This window comes from Streptomyces sp. HUAS ZL42 (assembly GCF_040782645.1).
In the GTDB taxonomy this organism is placed as follows: domain Bacteria; phylum Actinomycetota; class Actinomycetes; order Streptomycetales; family Streptomycetaceae; genus Streptomyces.
In genome coordinates this window covers 8,233,096-8,252,862 of sequence record NZ_CP160403.1, presented here as the reverse complement: position 1 = coordinate 8,252,862, position 19,767 = coordinate 8,233,096, and the positions used below count along the sequence as shown (strand labels likewise).

At 70.5% G+C, this 19,767-nt stretch carries 14 protein-coding genes; 8 read left to right on the top strand and 6 right to left on the bottom strand.

Features of this window, described 5'->3' with window-relative positions:
- Positions 1-213: 213 nt before the first annotated feature.
- Positions 214-663 carry a PTS glucose transporter subunit IIA gene (locus tag ABZO29_RS37585; RefSeq protein ID WP_367324659.1) on the top strand — a complete coding sequence of 150 codons (450 nt, stop codon included), beginning with the start codon at positions 214-216 and terminating at the stop codon, positions 661-663.
- Between the two features lie 78 nt (positions 664-741).
- Positions 742-2,412, top strand: coding sequence for a phosphoenolpyruvate--protein phosphotransferase (gene ptsP, locus ABZO29_RS37580; RefSeq protein WP_367324658.1), 1,671 nt, complete (start codon positions 742-744; stop codon positions 2,410-2,412).
- A gap of 69 nt (positions 2,413-2,481) precedes the next feature.
- Here ptsP and ABZO29_RS37575 read toward each other — a convergent pair whose 3' ends face one another.
- Complete coding sequence (locus ABZO29_RS37575; RefSeq protein ID WP_367324657.1) at positions 2,482-3,375, bottom strand: hypothetical protein; 894 nt, start codon at positions 3,373-3,375, stop codon at positions 2,482-2,484.
- A 120-nt stretch (positions 3,376-3,495) separates the two neighbouring features.
- Positions 3,496-5,463 carry an acetoacetate--CoA ligase gene (locus tag ABZO29_RS37570; protein WP_367324656.1) on the bottom strand — a complete coding sequence of 656 codons (1,968 nt, stop codon included), beginning with the start codon at positions 5,461-5,463 and terminating at the stop codon, positions 3,496-3,498.
- Between the two features lie 212 nt (positions 5,464-5,675).
- On the opposite strand from ABZO29_RS37570, the gene ABZO29_RS37565 reads away from it, so the two are divergent.
- Entirely contained in the window at positions 5,676-8,054 is a 2,379-nt protein-coding gene (locus ABZO29_RS37565) for a TIM-barrel domain-containing protein (protein ID WP_367324655.1), read from the top strand.
- On the opposite strand, the gene ABZO29_RS37560 is transcribed toward ABZO29_RS37565, so the two are convergent.
- Positions 8,045-8,581, bottom strand: a complete 537-nt coding sequence (locus ABZO29_RS37560) for an NUDIX domain-containing protein (protein WP_367324654.1) — start codon at positions 8,579-8,581, stop codon at positions 8,045-8,047. The two genes, ABZO29_RS37565 and ABZO29_RS37560, sit on opposite strands and share 10 nt — an antisense overlap.
- 285 nt (positions 8,582-8,866) lie before the next feature.
- Between ABZO29_RS37560 and ABZO29_RS37555 the strand changes: the two genes are divergently transcribed.
- The 5 genes from ABZO29_RS37555 (at position 8,867) to glpK (ending at position 15,063) form a co-directional block, all read left to right on the top strand.
- Positions 8,867-9,292, top strand: coding sequence for a Zn-ribbon domain-containing OB-fold protein (locus ABZO29_RS37555; protein ID WP_367326346.1), 426 nt, complete (start codon positions 8,867-8,869; stop codon positions 9,290-9,292).
- Positions 9,289-10,479 (top strand): lipid-transfer protein, encoded by a 1,191-nt coding sequence (locus ABZO29_RS37550; RefSeq protein WP_367324653.1) that lies wholly within the window; start codon positions 9,289-9,291, stop codon positions 10,477-10,479. Before ABZO29_RS37555 ends, ABZO29_RS37550 begins: the two co-directional genes overlap by 4 nt.
- 149 nt (positions 10,480-10,628) lie before the next feature.
- The gene (locus tag ABZO29_RS37545) at positions 10,629-12,281 is read left to right on the top strand and encodes an EAL domain-containing protein (protein ID WP_367324652.1); all 1,653 of its coding nucleotides are present in this window, start codon (positions 10,629-10,631) and stop codon (positions 12,279-12,281) included.
- Between the two features lie 519 nt (positions 12,282-12,800).
- The gene (locus ABZO29_RS37540) at positions 12,801-13,526 is read left to right on the top strand and encodes an MIP/aquaporin family protein (RefSeq protein WP_367324651.1); all 726 of its coding nucleotides are present in this window, start codon (positions 12,801-12,803) and stop codon (positions 13,524-13,526) included.
- Positions 13,527-13,548: 22 nt separating this feature from the next.
- Positions 13,549-15,063, top strand: coding sequence for a glycerol kinase GlpK (glpK, locus tag ABZO29_RS37535; RefSeq protein ID WP_367324650.1), 1,515 nt, complete (start codon positions 13,549-13,551; stop codon positions 15,061-15,063).
- A 71-nt stretch (positions 15,064-15,134) separates the two neighbouring features.
- Here the strand turns inward: glpK and ABZO29_RS37530 are convergent, their stop codons facing one another.
- The 3 genes from ABZO29_RS37530 to ABZO29_RS37520 are packed head-to-tail and all read right to left on the bottom strand — an operon-like array spanning position 15,135 to position 19,767.
- Positions 15,135-15,740 (bottom strand): ATP/GTP-binding protein, encoded by a 606-nt coding sequence (locus ABZO29_RS37530; RefSeq protein ID WP_367324649.1) that lies wholly within the window; start codon positions 15,738-15,740, stop codon positions 15,135-15,137.
- Positions 15,721-19,347, bottom strand: a complete 3,627-nt coding sequence (locus ABZO29_RS37525; protein ID WP_367324648.1) for a hydantoinase B/oxoprolinase family protein — start codon at positions 19,345-19,347, stop codon at positions 15,721-15,723. The genes ABZO29_RS37530 and ABZO29_RS37525 overlap by 20 nt, the downstream gene beginning before the upstream one ends.
- A 24-nt stretch (positions 19,348-19,371) precedes the next feature.
- A complete protein-coding gene (locus ABZO29_RS37520; RefSeq protein WP_367324647.1) occupies positions 19,372-19,767 on the bottom strand; it encodes a DUF742 domain-containing protein in 396 nt (131 codons plus the stop codon).

Here is a 19,767-nt window from a genome sequence, read left to right as displayed (position 1 = left end):
GACACCTGATCGCGTCGCTCAGCCCCAAGCAGGAGTACGACTGTACACGGGGCCACGAAGCCGGTGCAAATCTCTCGGGGTTGTGGTCTAGACCACTTGTGGGTATCTTCCATACGGAACCGCCACTTCACATGTCATACGCTGCTGCCCAGTGCGCCGCGCGGACATGTGGTGACGGCCCGTACATAGATCTCCACTCTTGGGAGGCTTCCCATGACCACCGTGACGTCGCCGCTGGCAGGACGCGCCATCGGATTGGCAGCCGTGCCCGATCCGGTCTTCTCCGGGGCCATGGTCGGCCCGGGCACTGCGATCGATCCCGTGCGTGAACCTTCCGAGGCCGTCGCTCCCGTGGACGGAGTCATCGTCTCTCTGCATCCGCATGCCTTCGTGGTCGTCGACGAGAGCGGGCACGGCGTGCTCACGCATCTGGGCATCGACACCGTGCAGCTCAACGGCGAGGGCTTCGAGCTGCTCGTGAGCAAAGGTGACAGGGTGACTCGTGGTCAGGGTGTGGTGCGTTGGGATCCCGTGGCCGTCGAGGCCGCCGGCAAGTCCCCGGTGTGCCCTGTCGTGGCTCTGGAGGCCACGGCCGAGTCTCTCTCCGATCTGCGTGGCGACGGCGACGTGAAAGCCGGCGACAACCTCTTCGTCTGGAAGTGACACCGGCGCCGTCGTATGACGACAAGTAGGACAACAACGGCGGCGGTGGGACCCGCCGCACTATCGGAGACGGGTGAGATGGAGACAACGCTGCGAGGCGTCGGCGTAAGCCACGGTGTGGCGATCGGCGAGGTACGGCACATGGGGACGGCGGTGCTCGAGCCGCCGGCCAAGCAGATACCGGCGGAGGAAGCGGAGCGGGAACAGGGACGCGCCCGCAAGGCTGTGGAGGCTGTGGCAGCCGACCTGACGGCGCGGGGCAATCTGGCCGGCGGCGAGGCTCAGGCGGTGCTCGAGGCGCAGGCCCTGATGGCCCAGGACCCCGAGCTGATGGCGGACGTGGACCGGCGTATCGCCGTCGGGAGCACGGCCGAGCGTGCCGTGTACGACGCGTTCGCGGCATACCGCGAGCTGCTGGCCGGGGCCGGCGAGTATCTTGCCGGGCGTGTGGCCGATCTCGATGACGTGCGGAATCGTATAGTCGCTCGGCTGCTCGGGGTTCCGATGCCGGGTGTCCCGGACAGCGACGAGCCGTACGTCCTCGTCGCTCGTGACCTCGCGCCCGCGGACACGGCTCTCCTGGACCCGACGTTGGTTCTCGGCTTCGTCACCGAAGAGGGCGGTCCGACCAGCCACAGCGCGATTCTGGCGCGGGCGCTCGGTGTTCCGGCCGTCGTGGCACTGCCGGGTGCCGTTGAGCTCGCCGAGGGCACGGTGATCGCCGTCGACGGCAGCACAGGCGAGATCTTCGTGAACCCGAGCGAGGAGAAGAAGGGGCAACTTGAGGCGGCTGCCGCCGAGCGCAGGGCGGCGCTGACCGCGTCGACCGGTCCCGGTGCGACCGCCGACGGCCACAAGGTGCCGCTGCTGGCCAACGTCGGTGGACCCTCCGACGTACCTGCCGCCGTCGAGGCGGGCGCGGAGGGCGTGGGGCTTTTCCGCACCGAGTTCCTCTTCCTCGACGACAGTAAGAACGCTCCGTCCGAAGAGAAGCAGGTCGCGGCCTACCGGCAGGTGCTGGAGGCCTTCCCCGAGGGCCGTGTCGTCGTACGTGTGCTGGACGCTGGTGCGGACAAACCGCTCGACTTCCTTACCCCGGCCGACGAGCCCAACCCGGCGCTGGGTGTGCGTGGCCTGCGGACGCTGCTCGACCACCCCGACATCCTGCGCACGCAGCTGACGGCTCTCGCGAAGGCTGCCGAAGGACTGCCCGTCCACCTCGAGGTGATGGCCCCGATGGTGGCGGACCGTGCCGACGCCAAGGCGTTCGCCGACGCGTGCCGTGCGGCCGGGCTGCAGGCGAAGTTCGGCGCGATGGTGGAGATTCCCTCGGCCGCGCTGCGGGCTCGCTCGGTCCTGCAGGAGGTCGAGTTCCTGTCGCTGGGGACGAACGATCTCGCGCAGTACACCTTTGCGGCCGATCGTCAGGTGGGGGCGGTGTCCCGCCTGCAGGATCCGTGGCAACCCGCGTTGCTCGACCTCGTCGCGCTGTCCGCGGAGGCGGCCAAGGCCGAGGGCAAGAGCTGTGGGGTGTGTGGCGAGGCCGCGTCCGATCCGCTGCTTGCCTGTGTGCTGGCGGGTCTCGGTGTCACCTCTCTCTCCATGGGTTCGGCGTCGATTCCATATGTCCGGGCGGCGCTGGCGAAGTACACGCTGGCGCAGTGCGAGCGGGCCGCGGCTGCTGCGCGGGCGGCGGACAGCGCCGAGGAGGCGCGCAGCGCGGCTCAGGCGGTCCTGTCCGGCGAGTAGTCGTGGCGCTGCGGCCTTGGGTTGTTCTCGAGGGGCGCTCCACCTGCGGGTGGGGCGCCCCTCCCCTGTTCAGTGGTCGTGGCCCGGCGTGGGTCCGTCCTCACCGAGGTCGGGTGGGGCGCAGTAGTCGACGTTGGACTCCGGGGAGATCAGGTCGCCGGATTCGACGTCGGTGCAGTAGGCGTCGAAGACCTCGCCGGCGGTGAGTGGTTGGAGGCCGTCTGCGCGCAGCCGCCAGCCGTAGATCCGGTCGGGGGCGTCGGTGGCACTGGTCCGCATGACGAGTCCGCCGGGGCTCCGGGTGGCGAGGCCGAGGGCCAGGACCGTGGTGAATTCGAGGGCTTCGGCCTCGTCCATTTCTGTGGTGCCGTCGCCGTCCCGGTCGGCGTGGAGGACGGAGACGAGTGCTTCCGGTGTTCCCGAGACGCTGCAGACGAGGTGCCGGTGGCCTGCGGGGGCCGTGTCGAGGATACGGACGACGAGGTCCGAGGCGCGTGTGAAGGCCGCTCGGCCGATGTCCTCGCCGCACGTCGCGCAGGCACCGAGGCGGGCGAGGAGTGTGGCCGCGTACTCCCAGGTCGCCTGTCGGACGGCTTGGTCGACGAGGGCGGGGAGGAGGTCGGAGAGCGGCTGGCCGTCGTAGGGAATGGTGGGGCCCGTGGTGGCGAGTTCGGCGGTGAAGCGTGTGCGGCTCGACGGGATGTCGGGGTCCAGGTCCCTGTCGGCGCAGAACTCCGCGTATTCCTGTGGATCGAAGAGGGCCACGGTGGTGTGGGTGCCCTGGGCGGCACGTGTCCTGAGCAGGGCTTCGACCTGCTGCAGATAGGCGGCGTGGTCGTCGAAGGTGAAGCTGCGGTAGCGGCGCATGGCCCCGAAGTCGTACTCGTCGGTCAGCAGGCCGATGGTGCCGGCGATTTCGCGGCGCAGGACGCGTCGCATGGTCTGGTGGTCGGTGCGGGCCATGTTTCCCCCTGTGAGCAGTCGATCAATGCTCACTCACAGTAACCGGCAGCACTGACAACGGCCCCGGCCTTCCCCTCCGCGCGGGGAGAGTCCGGGGGCCACCGGTGCGGTGCGGGCTGGTCAGGCGCGTTTGCGGGCGAGGTCCTCGTAGAAGTGCAGGAGGTCGAGGTTGTCGATGGAACCCGGGTTGACCGCTTTGTCGAGGGGCGTGCCCTGGAGGAGGCGCTTGACCGGGACCTCGATGCGTTTCCCGGTGAGAGTGTGCGGGACTCCGGGCACCTCGATGATCTCGTCGGGGATGTGGCGTGGTGAGAGCTGGTCGCGGATGGTCTGCTTGATCCGCCCGAGGAGGGGCTCGTCGAGGACGGCGCCGGGTACAAGGTGCACGAAGAGGGGCATCCAGTAGCCGCCGTCGGGCTGTTCGATGCCGATGACGAGGGATTCCCTGATCTCGGGAAGGCGTTCGACGGCTTCGTAGATGTCGGCGGATCCCATGCGGACGCCCTGGCGGTTCAGCGTGGAGTCGGAGCGGCCGTGGATGACGACCGAGCCGCGGGAGGTCACGGTGATCCAGTCGCCGTGGCGCCAGACACCGGGGTAGGTGTCGAAGTAGCTGTCGTGGTAGCGGCTGCCGTCGGGGTCGTTCCAGAAGTGGATCGGCATCGACGGCATGGGATTGGTGACCACCAGTTCGCCGACCTCGTCGACAACCGGCATGCCGCTGGGGTCCCAGGACTGCAGGTCGGTGCCGAGCCCGGGCGCCTGCAGCTCACCCGTGTATACGGGGAGGGTCGGTACCGCGCCCGCGAAACAGGAGCACACGTCGGTGCCGCCGCTGACGGAGGCGATCCACAGGTCGTCGCGGACCTCGTCGTGCAGCCAGCGGAAACCGTCGGGAGGCAGGGGAGAGCCCGTGGTGGCGACGCACTGGACCCTGGAGAGGTCGAAGTCGCGGGACGGGTGGACGCCTGCCTTGCGGCAGGCCATGACGTACGCCGCCGAGGTGCCGTAGAGGGTGGATCCCGTCCGTTCGGCCACCCGCCATTGGGCGCCCGTGTCGGGATAGCCGGGGCTGCCGTCGTAGAGAACGACCGTCGTTCCGGTCAGGAGGCCGGAGACGAGGAAGTTCCACATCATCCAACCGGTCGACGTGTACCAGAAGAAGCGGTCCTCGGGGCCCAGGTCGCAGTGCAGGCCGAGCTGCTTGAGGTGCTCGATCAGGATGCCGCCCTGGGACTGGACGATGGCCTTGGGCAGGCCGGTCGTACCGGAGGAGTAGAGCACCCAGAGAGGGTGGTCGAAGGGGACCTGTTCGAAGACGGGCTCCACGTCGGCGGCGGTGAGGGCCGACCATTCGAGGGCGTTCTCGGGGGCCTCGGTGCCCAGGAGGGGAATGTGGACGACGGCCCGCAGGGTGGGCAGCTCGCGGCGCAGTTCGGCGACGATGTCGCGGCGGTCGTGCTCCTTGCCGCCGTAGCGGTAGCCGTCGACGGTGAACAGGACGACGGGCTCGACCTGCTGGAAGCGGTCGAGGACGCTGCGGGCGCCGAAGTCGGGGGCGCAGGAGGTCCACACTCCCCCCACGGCGGCCGTGGCGAGGAGGGCGACGACGGCCTGCGGGATGTTCGGGAGGTAGCCGCTGACGCGGTCTCCGGGGCGTACGCCGAGAGCACGCAGCTCCGCCGCCAGGGAGCCGACCTGACGGCGCAGTTCGGACCAGGTCACCGGGTGTGGTTCGTGGGTTTCGTCGACATGAAGGAGGGCCGGTTCCTCCGCGCGAGTGGTGGCAGCACGCAGGGCGTGCTCGGCGTAGTTCAGGGTCGACCCGGGAAACCACTGGGCGCCGGGCATCGAGCGGTCGGCCAGCACGCGCGCGTAGGGGGTGGAGAACCGTACGTCGAACCACTCCGTGACGGCCTTCCAGAACGTCTCCAGCTCGTCGACGGACCAGCGGTGCAGCGACGCGTAGCCGCCCTCGGACGGCGCTCCGTGGTGCTCGGCGGCCCAGGCCTGGAACCGGGTGACCTGCGCCCGGGTGATGCGCTCCGGATCTGGCTGCCAGAGTGGCTGGGGGTTCACGGTCGACATGGGGCGGCTCCCGGCTGTGCGCGTCGTGTGCGTCGTCCGCGCACGGGCTGGGGTGTGCGCGTGACGCGGCTGACACGGACGATGCCATGTGATCGACTTCTGCACCAGGGCGCGCCCCACATAGTCCGTGTCGCAAAGATGTGGTCGAAGCACGGGTGAACGGCAGTTGAACGGCACACGCGCGTGGGGCGCTCAGTGGCAGGGTGAGCAGCATGGACGGTCGTGACCTGGTGCGTTCGGTGAAGGCGGTCGGTTCTGCGGGAGTGGCCCAGGGGTTGCGCACCGTACGAGCCGCGTGGCGCAGAAGGCGTGCCGATGCCACCGGGCTGCCGCCGCGGGGTGCCGAGCGTGCGCGGGTGCCGGGGGTCGTAAGGGACGTGGAGCCGGGTCCTGGTGGCGGGATCGTCCGTTTCAGCCGCTCCGAGTTGCGGATCACCGTCACGGTCAGTGGTGCTGTCTTCTGGGGGTGGGACGGTGCCGCCCCGGAGCCGTCGTACGCACTCGCCGGCCGGTGTCCGGAGCCCGACCCGCGGGCCGTGCTCGAACCCGACAAGGACGGTGGCTGGCGGGTCGTCGCCGAGCGGGTGACGGTGGTCGTGTCGCGGCACGGTGCGGTCGAGGTGCGCACTCCGGGAGGCATGATGCTGCGCCGCGATCTGCCGCCGCGCTGGTGGGAGGCGGCCGGCGGCGGCACGGCGCGCTGGATGCAGCGGTCGGAAGTCACCGCCGACGCGCGGTTCTTCGGGCTCGGCGGGCGGGCTTCCGGGCCCAGGTTGCGCGACGGGACGTACAGGCTGTGGAACACGGACCCGGGGCATGCCTTCGGCCCCGGCGACGACCCTCTGTACATCACCATGCCGGTGCAGCTCGTGGTGGCCGACGCGGCCACGCACCTGGCGTTCCACGACACGTCGTGGGACGGCACGGTGACGGTGCGGGAGGGCGAGGAGGGCGCCGGGTCCCGACATGACCGGGTCGGGACCAGCGAGCTGCGGATGGACGGCGGTCCGCTGCGCTGCTGGGTGATAGTGGGCACTCCCGCGCGCGTGCTGCTCGCCTGGGCTTCCCTGGCCGGGGCGCCCGCGCTGCCGCCGGCGTGGGCGCTCGGGCATCAGCACGCGCGGTGGGGCTTCGGAAGCGAGCATGAGGTGCGGCGGATCGTCGCGGGCTACCAGGAGCGAGGTCTGCCGCTCGATGCCGTCCACCTCGACATCGATCACTTCGACGCCCACCAGGTGTTCACGGTCGACGAGGAGCGCTTTCCCAAGCTGCCGGTGCTGGCCGAGGAGCTGCGACGGGACGGGATCCGGCTGGTGTCGATCGTCGACCCTGCCGTCAAGGCCGCGCCGGGCAACGCGGTGTACGACGGCGGGCTCGCAGAGGACGCGTTCGTGAGGGACGCCTCGGGGCGGCTGGTACGAGGGGTGGTGTGGCCCGGCGACGCGGTGTTCCCGGACTTCACGCACGCGCGCGTGCGGCAGTGGTGGGGCAGGTTGTACGCGGAACGCGTGGCGCAGGGATTCTCGGGCTTCTGGCACGACATGAACGAACCGACTTCGTTCACCGCCTTCGGGGAGTCGACCCTGCCGCGTTCGGCCCGGCACGCCCTGGAGGGGCGCGGTGGTGATCACCGCGAGGCGCACAACGTCTACGCGCTGTGCATGGCCAGGGCGGGGTACGAGGGGCTGCGCGAGCTGGCGCCGGAGGAGCGGCCCTTCCTGTTCTCGCGTTCCGGCTGGGCCGGCATGCAGCGGTACGGGGGAACGTGGTCGGGTGACGTCGCCACGGGCTGGCCCGGCCTGCGGGCGTCGCTGTCGTTGGTGATGGGGCTCGGGCTGTGTGGGGTGCCGTATTCGGGGCCGGACGTCGGCGGTTTCGACGGGAGTCCGTCCCCGGAGTTGTATGTGCGCTGGTTCCAGCTGGGCGCGTACCTGCCGCTGTTCCGTACCCACGCGAGTCTGCGGGCGGGGCGCAGGGAGCCCTGGGAGTTCGGCGCCGAGGTTCTGGAGCACGCGCGCGTTGCGCTCGTCGAGCGCCGGCGTCTGCTGCCGTACTTCATGACTCTGGCGCATCTGGCACGGCGCACGGGAGCCCCTTACGTGCGTCCCCTGTGGTGGGGCGCACCCGAGGACCGCGCGCTGCGTGACTGCGAGGACGCCTTCCTGTTGGGCGACTGCCTGTTGGTGGCGCCCGTGCTCGACCCGGGCGCCGACCGGCGCGCCGTGCAGCTGCCGCGGGGGCGCTGGTACGACACGGCGACGGAGCGGGTGTACGAGGGGCCGGGGCAGGTTCTCGTGGATGCGCCCCTGTCGCGGATCCCGGTGCTCGCGCGCGCGGGTGCCGTCCTTCCCGTACGGGGGGAGGACGACGGCCTGGAGCTGGAGGTGTGGGCGCCCGCCCGTGGGCGGACCGGAGGCGGAACGGTGGTCCCCGACGCCGGCGACGGCTGGGACGAACCCGAGATCGAGCGCTATGTCACCCGCTGGGAGGGCCGGCGCGTCGTCGTCCAGCAGGAAACCGAGGACGGCCTGTGCGAGCCGGCCCTCCCAGTGCGCATACGGGGACTCAAGGAGCGCCGGGCTCAGACGTAGCGGCCCTCGAAGAACGCCCGCACGGCGAGCGTGTGCAGGGGGAAGGCGAGCTCCTCCGGCCTGCGCAGGAGGTGCCAGCCCTCCGTCTCGTCCGTGGCCGTCGGCGCCGGAAGGCGGTCGGCGGGGCGCTCCGGGAGGAGTCCGAAGAGCAGCAGGTGACCGTCGGGAGAGCTCATGGCGTCGACGAGCCGCACATCGCGGCTCGCGGCGTCGATGCCCGTCTCCTCCTTGAGTTCGCGGACGACGGCCTGCCGCCAGTCCTCGCGGTCGTCGATGAAGCCGCCCGGCAATGCGGCGCTTCCGCGCGCGGGGGCGATGGTGCGGGTGATGACGACCAGGGCGGTGCCCTTCGTGTCGTACACGGGCTGGAGCGCGATCGCCACCGGCAGCGGGTTGCGGTAGGCCGTGGTGCCGCAGGCAGGGCAGGTGCGGGGCCAGCCGGAGACGCCTTCTCCGTAGGGCGCTCCGCAGCTCGAACAGTGGGAGTCGGGCGCGGAGTTGCGAGTGGGGTACTGATTTTCGGACACGCGGCGGACTGTATCCGATCACAGCGAGGGCGTCCTCATCAGGCGCCCGACAGCACCTGCCGGAACGTGTCTGCGGCTCTTGACGAGAGACTGCGACGGAACCGGCGCCGCGACGGTGGCCGGATTTCGCCGTGAAGCGGCCGTCCTCGAACCGCCTGCGCTTGTCGACGTCCGGGTGGAACTCCCCTCTTCGTCGCCTGCCCATTCCTTCCGACTCGTGGCAGACTTCTGACGTTCCGTCAGATCTCGTGTCAGGGAGGGGCCTTGTCGCGTACACGTACGCCGGTGGTCGTCGGCTGGTTCGCCGGTGAGGGGGGCGATTTCCGGCTCCTCGGCACTCGCTGCTCGTCCTGCGGCTCGGTCTTCTTCCCACGCGAGGACACCCATTGCCGCAATCCGGGGTGTCCTGGCGGCGACCTGGAGGAGATGCCGCTGTCGCGGCGGGGCCGCGTCTGGTCGTACACGGACGCCCGGTACCGGCCTCCGTCACCCTACGTGAGCGATCCGGAACTTCCGTGGGAGTCGTACGCGTTGATCGCTGTGGAGCTGGAATCCGAGCGGATCGTGGTGCTGGGACAGTCGGTTCCCGGGGTCACCGTCGCCGATCTGACGGTGGGCATGGAGGTGGAGGTCGTCCCGGGCGTGCTGTGCGAGGACGCGGAGACGACCTGGACGACGTGGCACTGGCGGCCGACGGGGGTGAGCGCATGACGCAAGAGGTGGCGGTGCTCGGCGCGGGCATGCACCCCTGGGGCAAGTGGGGGCGCGGTTTCGTCGAGTACGGGACGGCGGCGGCCCGAGCGGCTCTCGCCGACGCCGGTCTGGACTGGCGGGACGTGGGATCGATAGTCGGCGCGGACACGGTCCGCGGGGGCTATCCGGGGTACGTGGCAGGGGCGACGTTCGCGAAGGCGCTGGGCTGGCAGGGGGCCCGGGTCACGAGCGTGTACGCGGCGTGCGCGTCGGGGGCCCAGGCGATCAACACCGCGCGTGCGCAGATCCTCGCGGGGCTGGCGGAGGTGGTGCTCGTGGTGGGCGCCGACGCCGCCCCCAAGGGGTTCTTCCGCCCGGCGGGCGGGGACCGGCCAGACGATCCCGACTGGCTGCGCTTCCGGGTGCTGGGCGCCACCAATCCCGCGTACTTCGGGCTGTACGCGCGTCGGCGCATGGCCGTGCACGGGGACACTCTGGACGACTTCGCCCAGGTCAAGGTGAAGAACGCGGCCATGGGTGCGCTGAACCCGTATGCGCGCTACCGCAAGCGGGTCACCGCCGAGGAGGTGGCGGCCTCGGCGGTGGTCGCCGATCCACTGCGGCTGCTCGACATCTGCGCGACCTCGGACGGCGGAGCGGCGCTGGTGCTGTCCACGATGGAATTCGCGCGCCGGCACGGAGCCGCGGAGCCGGTGCGCATCCGGGCGGTGTCGACGGTGACTCCGAGATACCCCAGCACGGTGCTGGACCTGCCGGACATCGCGACGGACTCCGCGGTGGCGGCGGAGCCCCCCTCCGAGACGTTCCGCGCCTCGATCGCCCGGGCGGCCTACGAAGAAGCCGGCACAGGTCCGGAGGACCTGTCTCTCGCCGAGGTCTACGACCTGTCCACGGCCCTGGAGCTGCAGTGGTACGAGGATCTGGGACTGTGCGGTGAGGGGGAAGGGGCCAAGCTGCTTCGCGAGGGCGCGACGGCGCCCGGCGGGCGCATACCCGTGAACGCCAGCGGTGGACTGGCCTCCTTCGGGGAGGCCGTGCCGGCACAGGCCATCGCCCAGGTCTGCGAGCTGACCTGGCAGTTGCGGGGCTGGGCGGGTGAGCGTCAGGTCGCCGGAGCGCGCGCGGGGATCACGGCGAACCAGGGGTTGTTCGGGCACGGCTCGGCAGTGGTCGCGGTGCGGTGAGGCGGGAAGGAGGCCCGGCGGAACAGAGCCTCACGGGTCCGGCGCGGACACCAAGGTGGGGGTCATACGCTGTGTGATCACCCGGGAATCCTGCGTGAACGTCTCATGAACTGGGCCTGGGCACTTTTCGGCGGCGACATCATGCTCCCGTGCGCTCCTGGACGGACACTCTCCGCTTCGCCTTCCAACCGGTGGTCAACCTCACCACCGGCGGGGTCACGGGCCTGGAGATACTCGCCCGTCCCGAGGCCGGAGACATCCTGGCCGAAGCCCGCCGTGACCCCGAACTCGACGGGCGGCTCGCCGTGCTGGCGGTTCGTGCGGCGGCGCACAAGGAGACGCTGCTGCCACTGCACGTGAACGTGTTCGCGGGCACCCTGGCCGACCTCGGCGGGCTCACCTCGCTGCACGACGCCGTGCGCGAGGTGGGGCGGCTGCCGTGGGAGGTGACACTCGACGTCCTTCCGCCGTACACGCACGTGCCGCAGTCCGCTCTGCTGGAGGCGGTGGCCGGGCTGCGTGGCCAGGGCTTCCGGATCAGCGCGGACGGCGTCGGGGACGGGGACGTACCGCTGCGGCTGCTCACGGACCTCGCCCCCGATCTCGTGAAACTGGACGCGTCACTGCTGGCGCGGCCCACCGCGGTGCGGGCGATGCGCACGCTGTGCGACGGACTGGGAGCACTGCTGTGCGTCGAGGGCGTGGAGACCGAGCTGCAGTGTGCGGCCGCGCTGTCGGCCGGTGCGCAGCTGGCGCAGGGCGAGCTGCTCGCTCCGCCGGCCCGGCTGCCCGCAGCGGACGTATACGTTCCACCGCCCTCGGCCGATTCGGTGGCGATGCCACCGTCAGGGCCCTCGGTGCGGGAGTTCGTGCGGCCCGCCGCGCTGCTGCCGGCGACCGCGTCCGCCGGACAGGTGCGGGCATTGCTGACCGGGTCGCCGGACGTGTCGGGCGTGCTGCTCGTGGACCGGGCGGGAGTACCCGTCCGGTCGGTGCACCGGTCGCGATTCCTGTTGTCGATGTCGGGGCGTTACGGCCATGCCCTGTACGCCGACCGGCCCGCCGCCAAGCTCGGCGATCCGCCCCGGACGGTGGGCGTGGACGCCACCGCGTGGGAAGTGCTGGACGTGGTGGCGGTCGGCGCCCGGGACCGTACCTCGGACGACGTGGCCGTCGTCGACCGGTACGGGCGCTGTGTGGGCGTCGTACGGCTCGCGGATCTGGTGCGGGCACTGGCCGAGAGCCGGGTCGAGGAGGCCGCCGGACTCAATCCGCTGACGCGGCTGCCCGGCTCGGACGCGATCACCGGTGAAGTGGACCGACGCATCGCGGCCGGGCGGGCGTTCGCCCTGAGCTGGCTGGACATCGACCACTTCAAGCAGGTCAACGACGGGGCAGGCTTCGCGGCGGGCGACGAACTGATCCGGTCCGTGGGGCGCGCGCTGCAGGACGCGCAGTCCGGGGCCACGCGCGTGGGGCACATCGGCGGGGACGATTTCCTGGTCCTCGCGGACCCGGAAGACCTGGATCCGCTGGCCGCCTGCGTGCTGGACGCACCCTGGTCTGCGGGCGGACGGCCGGTCACGCTGTCCCTGGCCACGGTCCTGTGCAGCCCGGGCAGCGTGTCCGACCACCGGCAGGCGGCCGCGTGTCTGGCGCCGCTGAAGCAGGCCGCCAAGGCGTTGCGCGGGGCGAGCTGGGTGCTGGGGCGCGCCGGGCTGCCCGGGCACGAGATCCGGCGGGGCTCCGGGGCGCCTCCGGTGGAGACGGAGCGGCTCGTGGCGGAGCCGGGCATGGGTTGAGGCGCCGACGTCCGTCTCGGTGGCCGGACAGAGGCGACCGCACAGTGGTCCCCCGGCCCCCGGAATCCGGGCCGGGAAATCGCTTGCAGAGTCCGGCCCGGGAATCGCCTGCAGTGGTCTCTCCCCGGGCCCCGTGCGCCTTCCGCCAGGGCCGGGTTCACCTCAACTCCGGTGTGCATCGACCGCCGTCGCGCCGGCCGGGCGGGCCGCCGAGGAAGCCACGGACCGGCTGCGGCGGCCCCCAACCGTTGCCGTCTGCCTCCTTGACGCTCCCTGGGCTCCGGTGAACACTTCCCGGTGTCAGCCGACATCGCCGTACATTTTCGGCGTATCCGCGCACTGCGCCGCGCGGCTTCCGAGCCACCGCTCCCCCACGGGCGATTTCGGTCACGACGACACGCTCGTCACGGACGCCGGGCGGGGCTCGGGACCTCCCTGCCTTGGCCGAAGTCGCCATGGGAAACGCACCCTGACGGAGGACCGGGGCCGATCGTCCCGGGCCAGGGCCTAGGAGCCGCCATGAGCAACGGAGACATCTTTCTCGGTGAAGTCATCGGTACCGCGATCCTGATCCTCTTCGGCGCCGGAGTGGTCGCCGCCGTCGTACTGAACTACTCCAAGGCGAAGGACGCCGGCTGGGTCGTGATCGCGTTCGGGTGGGGATTCGGCGTGATGGCCGGGGCGTACACCGCCGCGCCGCTGTCCGGCGGGCACCTCAACCCGGCGGTGACCATCGGGATCGCCATCGACACGGGAGACTGGGACAAGGTCCCGCTCTACATCGCCGGGCAGATGGTCGGTGCGATGCTCGGCGCCGTGCTGTGCTGGCTGGTCTACTACGCGCAGTTCCATGCCAACGCCGACGAGGACCTGGCACAGCCGACGCTCGGGATCTTCTCCACCGCTCCCGCGATCCGCAATCCCGTGGCGAACCTCATCACGGAGGCCATCGCGACCATCGCGCTGGTGCTGCCCATCCTGGCCTTCGGCCTGACCAAGGGACTCGGCGAGTCCGGCACCGCGATTCTGATCGTCTCGTTCCTGGTGGTCGGCATCGGTCTGTCGCTCGGCGGTCCCACCGGGTACGCCATCAACCCGGCCCGTGACCTGGGCCCGCGCATCGTCCACGCCCTGCTCCCGATCCCCAACAAGGGCACCTCGGACTGGGGCTACGCGTGGATCCCGGTAGCGGGACCGCTGATCGGCGGGGCGCTTTCCGGGCTCATCTTCAACGCAGCCTTCTGAAGGAACCGACGAAGGGGACGTCATGACGGACAAGTTCGTCGCCGCTATCGACCAGGGCACCACCTCCAGCCGCTGCATCATCTTCAACCAGGACGGCGCGATCGTCGCCGTCGACCAGCGCGAGCACCGCCAGATCTTCCCCAAGCCCGGCTGGGTGGAGCACGACGCCACCGAGATCTGGTCCAAGGTCCAGGCCGTGGTCGCCGGGGCGATCGCCAAGGCCGGGCTGCGCGCCGACCAGCTCAGCGCGCTCGGCATCACCAACCAGCGCGAGACGACGGTGCTGTGGGACCGGGCCACCGGCAAGCCCGTCCACAACGCCATCGTGTGGCAGGACACGCGCACCGCGGCCCTCTGCAACGAACTGGGCGGCTCGGACGGGCAGGACCGCTTCCGCGAGCAGACGGGATTGCCGCTCGCCAGCTACTTCTCCGGCCCCAAGGCCGCCTGGCTGCTCGACAACGTGCCCGGCCTCCGGGCCCGCGCCGAACACGGCGAGATCGCCTTCGGCACGATCGACTCCTGGCTGATCTGGAACCTCACCGGCGGTACCGAAGGCGGGCAGCACGTCACCGACGTGACCAATGCCGGACGCACCATGCTGATGAACCTGGAGACCCTCCAGTGGGACTCGTCGATCCTGTCCGCAATGAATGTGCCCGAGGCCGTTCTGCCCGAGATCAGGTCGTCCGCGGAGGTGTACGGCACCGCCGTCGGGCAGCTCGCCGGAGTGCCGGTCGCCTCGGCCCTGGGCGACCAGCAGGCCGCCGTGTTCGGGCAGGCCTGCTACGACGTGGGCACGGCGAAGAACACGTACGGCACGGGCAGCTTCCTGCTGCTCAACACGGGCAACCGGCCGGTGCCGTCGAAGAGCGGGCTGCTGACGACGATGGGCTACAAGATCGGCAGCGAGGCACCCGTGTACTGCCTGGAGGGGGCGATAGCCATAACGGGTGCGCTCGTTCAGTGGTTCCGCGACCAGCTCGGAATCATCCGCAACGCCGACGAGATCGAGACCCTGGCCGCAAGCGTCGACGACAACGGCGGCGCTTACATCGTGCCCGCGTTCTCGGGCCTGTTCGCACCGTACTGGCGCTCCGACGCGCGCGGTGTCGTCACCGGCCTCACCCGGTACGTCACGAAGGCACATCTCGCGCGCGCGGTGCTCGAGGCGACGAGCTGGCAGACACGCGAGGTCGTGGACGCCATGTTCCAGGATTCGGGAGTGCACATCACGACCCTGAAGGTGGACGGCGGCATGACGAAGAACAACCTGCTCATGCAGCACCAGGCAGATGTGCTCGGCGTACCGGTGATCCGGCCCAGGGTCTCCGAGACGACCTGTCTGGGCGCCGCGTACGCCGCAGGGCTGGCCACGGGCGTGTGGAACGACCTCGACGAGCTCAAGGCGCACTGGCAGAAGGACGTCGAGTGGACTCCGGCCATGGAGACGTCCGTGCGTGACCGCGAGTACCACAACTGGCGCAAGGCCGTGGAGAAGAGCTTCGGCTGGGTGGAGGACGGCGACGGCAACTAGGCACGCGCGTGCCTGATGGATGACTGCGGCCCGTACCCCGGTCGGCGGGGGTACGGGCCGCGCTCGCCGGTTCAGGTGGTGACGCTCTGACGGCGCTCCGTCCCGAAGTCCATGGCGTGCTGGACGACGCCGATGAGGACCTCCTTGACCGACTCCCGGTCGCGGGCGTCGCACAGCACGAGGGGTACGCCCTCGTCGAGGTCGAGGGCCTGGCGGATGTCGCCGGCCGGGTAACGGGGGGCTCCCTCGAAGCAGTTGACGCCGACGATGAAGGGGATGGAGCGCCGCTCGAAGTAGTCGACAGCGGCGAAACAGTCCCCCAGGCGGCGCGTGTCGGCGAGCACGACGGCGCCCAGTGCGCCCTCGGAGAGCTCGTCCCACATGAACCAGAACCGCTCCTGGCCGGGCGTGCCGAACAGGTACAGCACGAGGTCCTCGCGCAGCGTGATGCGGCCGAAGTCCATGGCCACCGTGGTGGTGTGTTTGGCTTCCACGCCGCTGATGTCGTCGACCGGGCGCCCGGCCTCGGTCAGGTACTCCTCGGTGCGCAGCGGTTTGATCTCGCTGACCGCTCCAACCAGGGTGGTCTTGCCCACGCCGAAGCCGCCGGCCACCAGGAGCTTGAGCGTGACGGGCTCGACCGGGGGCTTGCCGCGCTCAGAACGCCCGAAGATCATCGATCTGTTCTCCTGCTCGATGGGGGTCGTGCGACGGTGGGCCGTAGCCTCCGCCGCCGGGGGTTTCGACGACGAGCACGTCGCCGGGGCCGACCTCGGCCGAGTCGCTGCCGCCGAGTTCGACGACGGTGCCGTCCGCGCGTTCCACCCGGTTCGCGCCCAGCGCGCCGGGTTCACCGCCCGCCAGGCCGTACGGCGGGACCCTGCGGTGCTGGGACAGCGTGGAGACGGTCATGGGCTCGTGGAAGCGGATGCGTCGCACCGCGCCGTCCCCGCCGCGCCACCGACCGATGCCGCCGCTGCCGCGCCGGACCGCGAACTCGTCGAGCTGTACGGGCAGTCGCCACTCCAGGACCTCGGGGTCGGTCAGCCTCGAGTTGGTCATGTGGGTCTGGACGACCGGCGCGCCGTCGAAGCCGTCGCCGGCGCCGGATCCTGAGGCGACGGTCTCGTAGTACTGGTGGCGTGCGTTGCCGAAGGTGACGTTGTTCATGGTGCCGGATCCCTCGGCCTGGACGCCGAGTGCCGCGTAGAGGGCGCCGGTGATGGCCTGGGAGGTCTCCACGTTGCCCGCGACGACGGCCGCGGGCGGCTCGGGTGCGAGCATGGAGCCGGGCGGCACGATGATCTTCAGGGGGCGCAGACAGCCGTCGTTGAGCGGAATGTCGTCGGCGACGAGGGTGCGGAAGACGTACAGGACGGCCGCGTTCACCACCGAGAAGGGTGCATTGAAGTTGGTGGCGAGTTGCGGTGACGTGCCGGTGAAGTCGACCGTGGCGGACCTGTTTTCGCGGTCCACGCGCACGCGCACGCAAATGACGGCGCCCGAGTCGGTCTCGTAGGCGTACTCGCCGTCGTCCAGGGCGTCGACGACGCGGCGCACGGCCTCCTCCGCGTTGTCCTGGACGTGTCTCATGTAGGCCTGGACGACATCGAGGCCGAAGTCCTGGATCATCCGGCCGACTTCGTCGACGCCCTTCCGGTTGGCGGCGATCTGGGCGCGCAGGTCGGCGAGGTTGGTCTTCGGATTGCGGGACGGGTAGGGCGCGTCGGTGAGCAGGCGGAGGGTCTCCTCTTCCCGGAAGCGGCCGTTCTCGGCGAGCAGCCAGTTGTCGAAGAGGACGCCCTCCTCCTCGATGGTGCGGCTGTTCGCCGGCATGGACCCGGGGGCGATACCGCCGATCTCGGCGTGGTGACCGCGGGAGGCCACGTAGAAGAGGATCCGGTGACTTTCCGTGTCCGTGGAGTCGAACACGGGGGTGATGACCGTGACGTCGGGCAGATGCGTGCCGCCGTGGTACGGGTCGTTGACCGCGTACGTGTCACCGGGACGCATGCCGGACCCGCGGCGGCGGATGACCTCCTTGACGCTCGTGCCCATCGAACCCAGGTGGACGGGGATGTGCGGCGCGTTGGCCACCAGGTTTCCGTCCGGGTCGAAGAGGGCGCAGGAGAAGTCCAGGCGCTCCTTGATGTTGACCGACTGGGCCGTGGACTCGAGCCGCGCGCCCATCTGCTCGGCGATCGACATGAAGAGGTTGTTGAAGACCTCGAGGAGAACCGGGTCCGCTTCCGTGGCGAGATCGGAACTCTGCGTAATCGTCGCGCGTTCCATGACCAGATGCCCGTCGTCGCTCGCCATGGCCCGCCAGCCGTCGTCGACGACGGTCGTAGCGCCGGCCTCGGTGATGATCGCGGGGCCGGTCACGGTCTCGCCGGGAGGCAGATCCTCCCGGCGGTGGAGGGGTACGTCGCGCCAGGCGCCGCCGGTGTGGAGGCGGACGGTCTCGGGCGCGGCGGGGCGGCCTTCGTACGGGGCGAGGGCGGAGAGATCGGGGGGATCGGTGATGCCGGTGGCTTCCACGGAGAGCGCTTCGACGACGATCGGGCGGTCGAGCGTGAAGGAGTACGTGGCGCGATGACGTTCTTCGAAGGCGTGCCTCATCGTGTCGGGCTCGGTCAGCTCGACGGTGAGGGTGGTGTCGGTGCCGTCGTAGCGCAGCTGGGCGCGGCGGGTGACCTCGATGCGGTCCTGCGCTACGTCCTCGGCGAGGAGTTCGGCCCGGGCTGCTGCCTCGAGGTCGTCTGCGGTCTTTCGGACGGTGGTCATCGAGGCGGGCTCCAGCGGGGCCTCGACGGACTGCTCGCGCATGGCGGTGGTGTCGGCGAGGCCGATGCCCAGGGCCGACAGGACACCGGCCATGGGCGGCACGAGAACCGTGCGGATGCCGAGAGAGTCGGCGACCATGCAGGCGTGCTGGCCGCCCGCGCCACCGAAGGTGGTGAGGGCATAGCGGGTGACGTCGTGGCCCTTCTGGACGGAGATCCGCTTCACGGCGTTGGCGATGTTGGCGACGGCGATCTGCAGGTAGCCCTCGGCGACCTGCTCGGGGGTGCGGTCGTCACCGGTCCGCTCGCGGATCTCACGCGCGAGGGCGGTGAAGCGGTCACGGACGAGCCCGTGGTCGAGGGGCTGGTCTCCGTCGGGACCGAACACGTGGGGGAAGTGGGCGGGCTGGATCCGCCCGAGCATGACGTTGGCGTCGGTGACGGCGAGGGGGCCGCCGGCGCGGTAGCAGGCGGGTCCCGGGTCCGCGCCCGCCGAGTCCGGCCCCACGCGGTAGCGGGAGCCGTCGAAGTGGAGGACGGAGCCGCCGCCGGCCGCGACGGTGTGGATGTCGAGCATGGGGGCGCGCAGCCGGACTCCGGCGATCTGGGTGGTGAAGACACGCTCGTACTCGCCGGCGAAGTGCGAGACGTCCGTGGACGTGCCGCCCATGTCGAATCCGATGACGCGGTCGAAGCCCGCGAGCTGGGACATGCGCGCCATGCCGACGATGCCACCCGCGGGTCCGGACAGGATGGCGTCCTTGCCGCGGAACTGCCCTGCCTCTGCGAGACCACCGTTGGACTGCATGAACATCAGCCTGACGCCTTCGAGTTCGTCGGCCACGTGCTGGACGTAGCGGCGCAGCACCGGCGACAGGTAGGCGTCGACGACGGCGGTGTCACCGCGCGGAACGAGCTTCATCAGCGGGCTGACCTCGCTGGACAGCGAGATCTGGGGGAAGCCGATGCGCGCCGCCAGGTCCCCGACCTCCTGTTCGTGGGCGGGGTGGAGATGGCTGTGCAGGCAGACCACGGCGACGGCGTGGATCCCGTCGTCGTACGCCTCCTGAAGGGGCCCTGCGAGGCCGGCGAGGTCGGGGGCGCACAGGACGGTGCCGTCGGCGGCGATGCGCTCGTCGACCTCGAGGACGCGTTCGTACAGCAACTCGGGAAGTTCGATACGGCGGGCGAAGATCCGGGGGCGGTTCTGGTAGGCGATGCGCAGGGCGTCGCGCAAGCCGCGGGTGATGACCAGCAGGGTGCGCTCGCCCTTGCGCTCCAGGAGGGCGTTGGTGGCGACCGTCGTACCCATGCGCACGGCTTCGACGGGTTCCCGGGAGCCACCCAGGAGCTCACGGACGCCCGCGACGGCCGCGTCGGAGTACCGCGCGGGGTTGTCCGACAGCAGTTTGTGCGTCAGCAGCCGGCCGTCGGGGCGTCGCGCGACGATGTCCGTGAAGGTGCCGCCCCGGTCGACCCAGAACTGCCAGCCTGTCACGTCTTCACCCCGCTTCCGCGCTGTTCACAGCGCCCGGAGGCCGTTGATCACGTCGCGCAGAATACTCTCGTCCGGCAGTTCCGCAGGAGGTACTGGCCGGTTCACATGGACGAATTCCGCGTCCACGAGGTCCCCCACGAGGACCCGTACCACGCCGATGGGAAGGTCGAGTTCGGTGGAGAGTTCGGCTACCGACTGGGGGGTGTCGCGGCACAGATCGACGATGTCCACGTGTTCCGGGGACAGGCTGTGGTCCGCTTCCGGGTCGTCCGAGTGGGGTTCCGTGACGACCACCGCGATCAGGTCCAGGCGGTGCTGGGCCGCGCTGGTGGTGCGGCCGCGCGTCATGGCGTACGGGCGGACGACCGGTCCGGCATCGTCGTCGAACCAGTGGCTTCTTCCCTGACCGTCTGCGCTCAT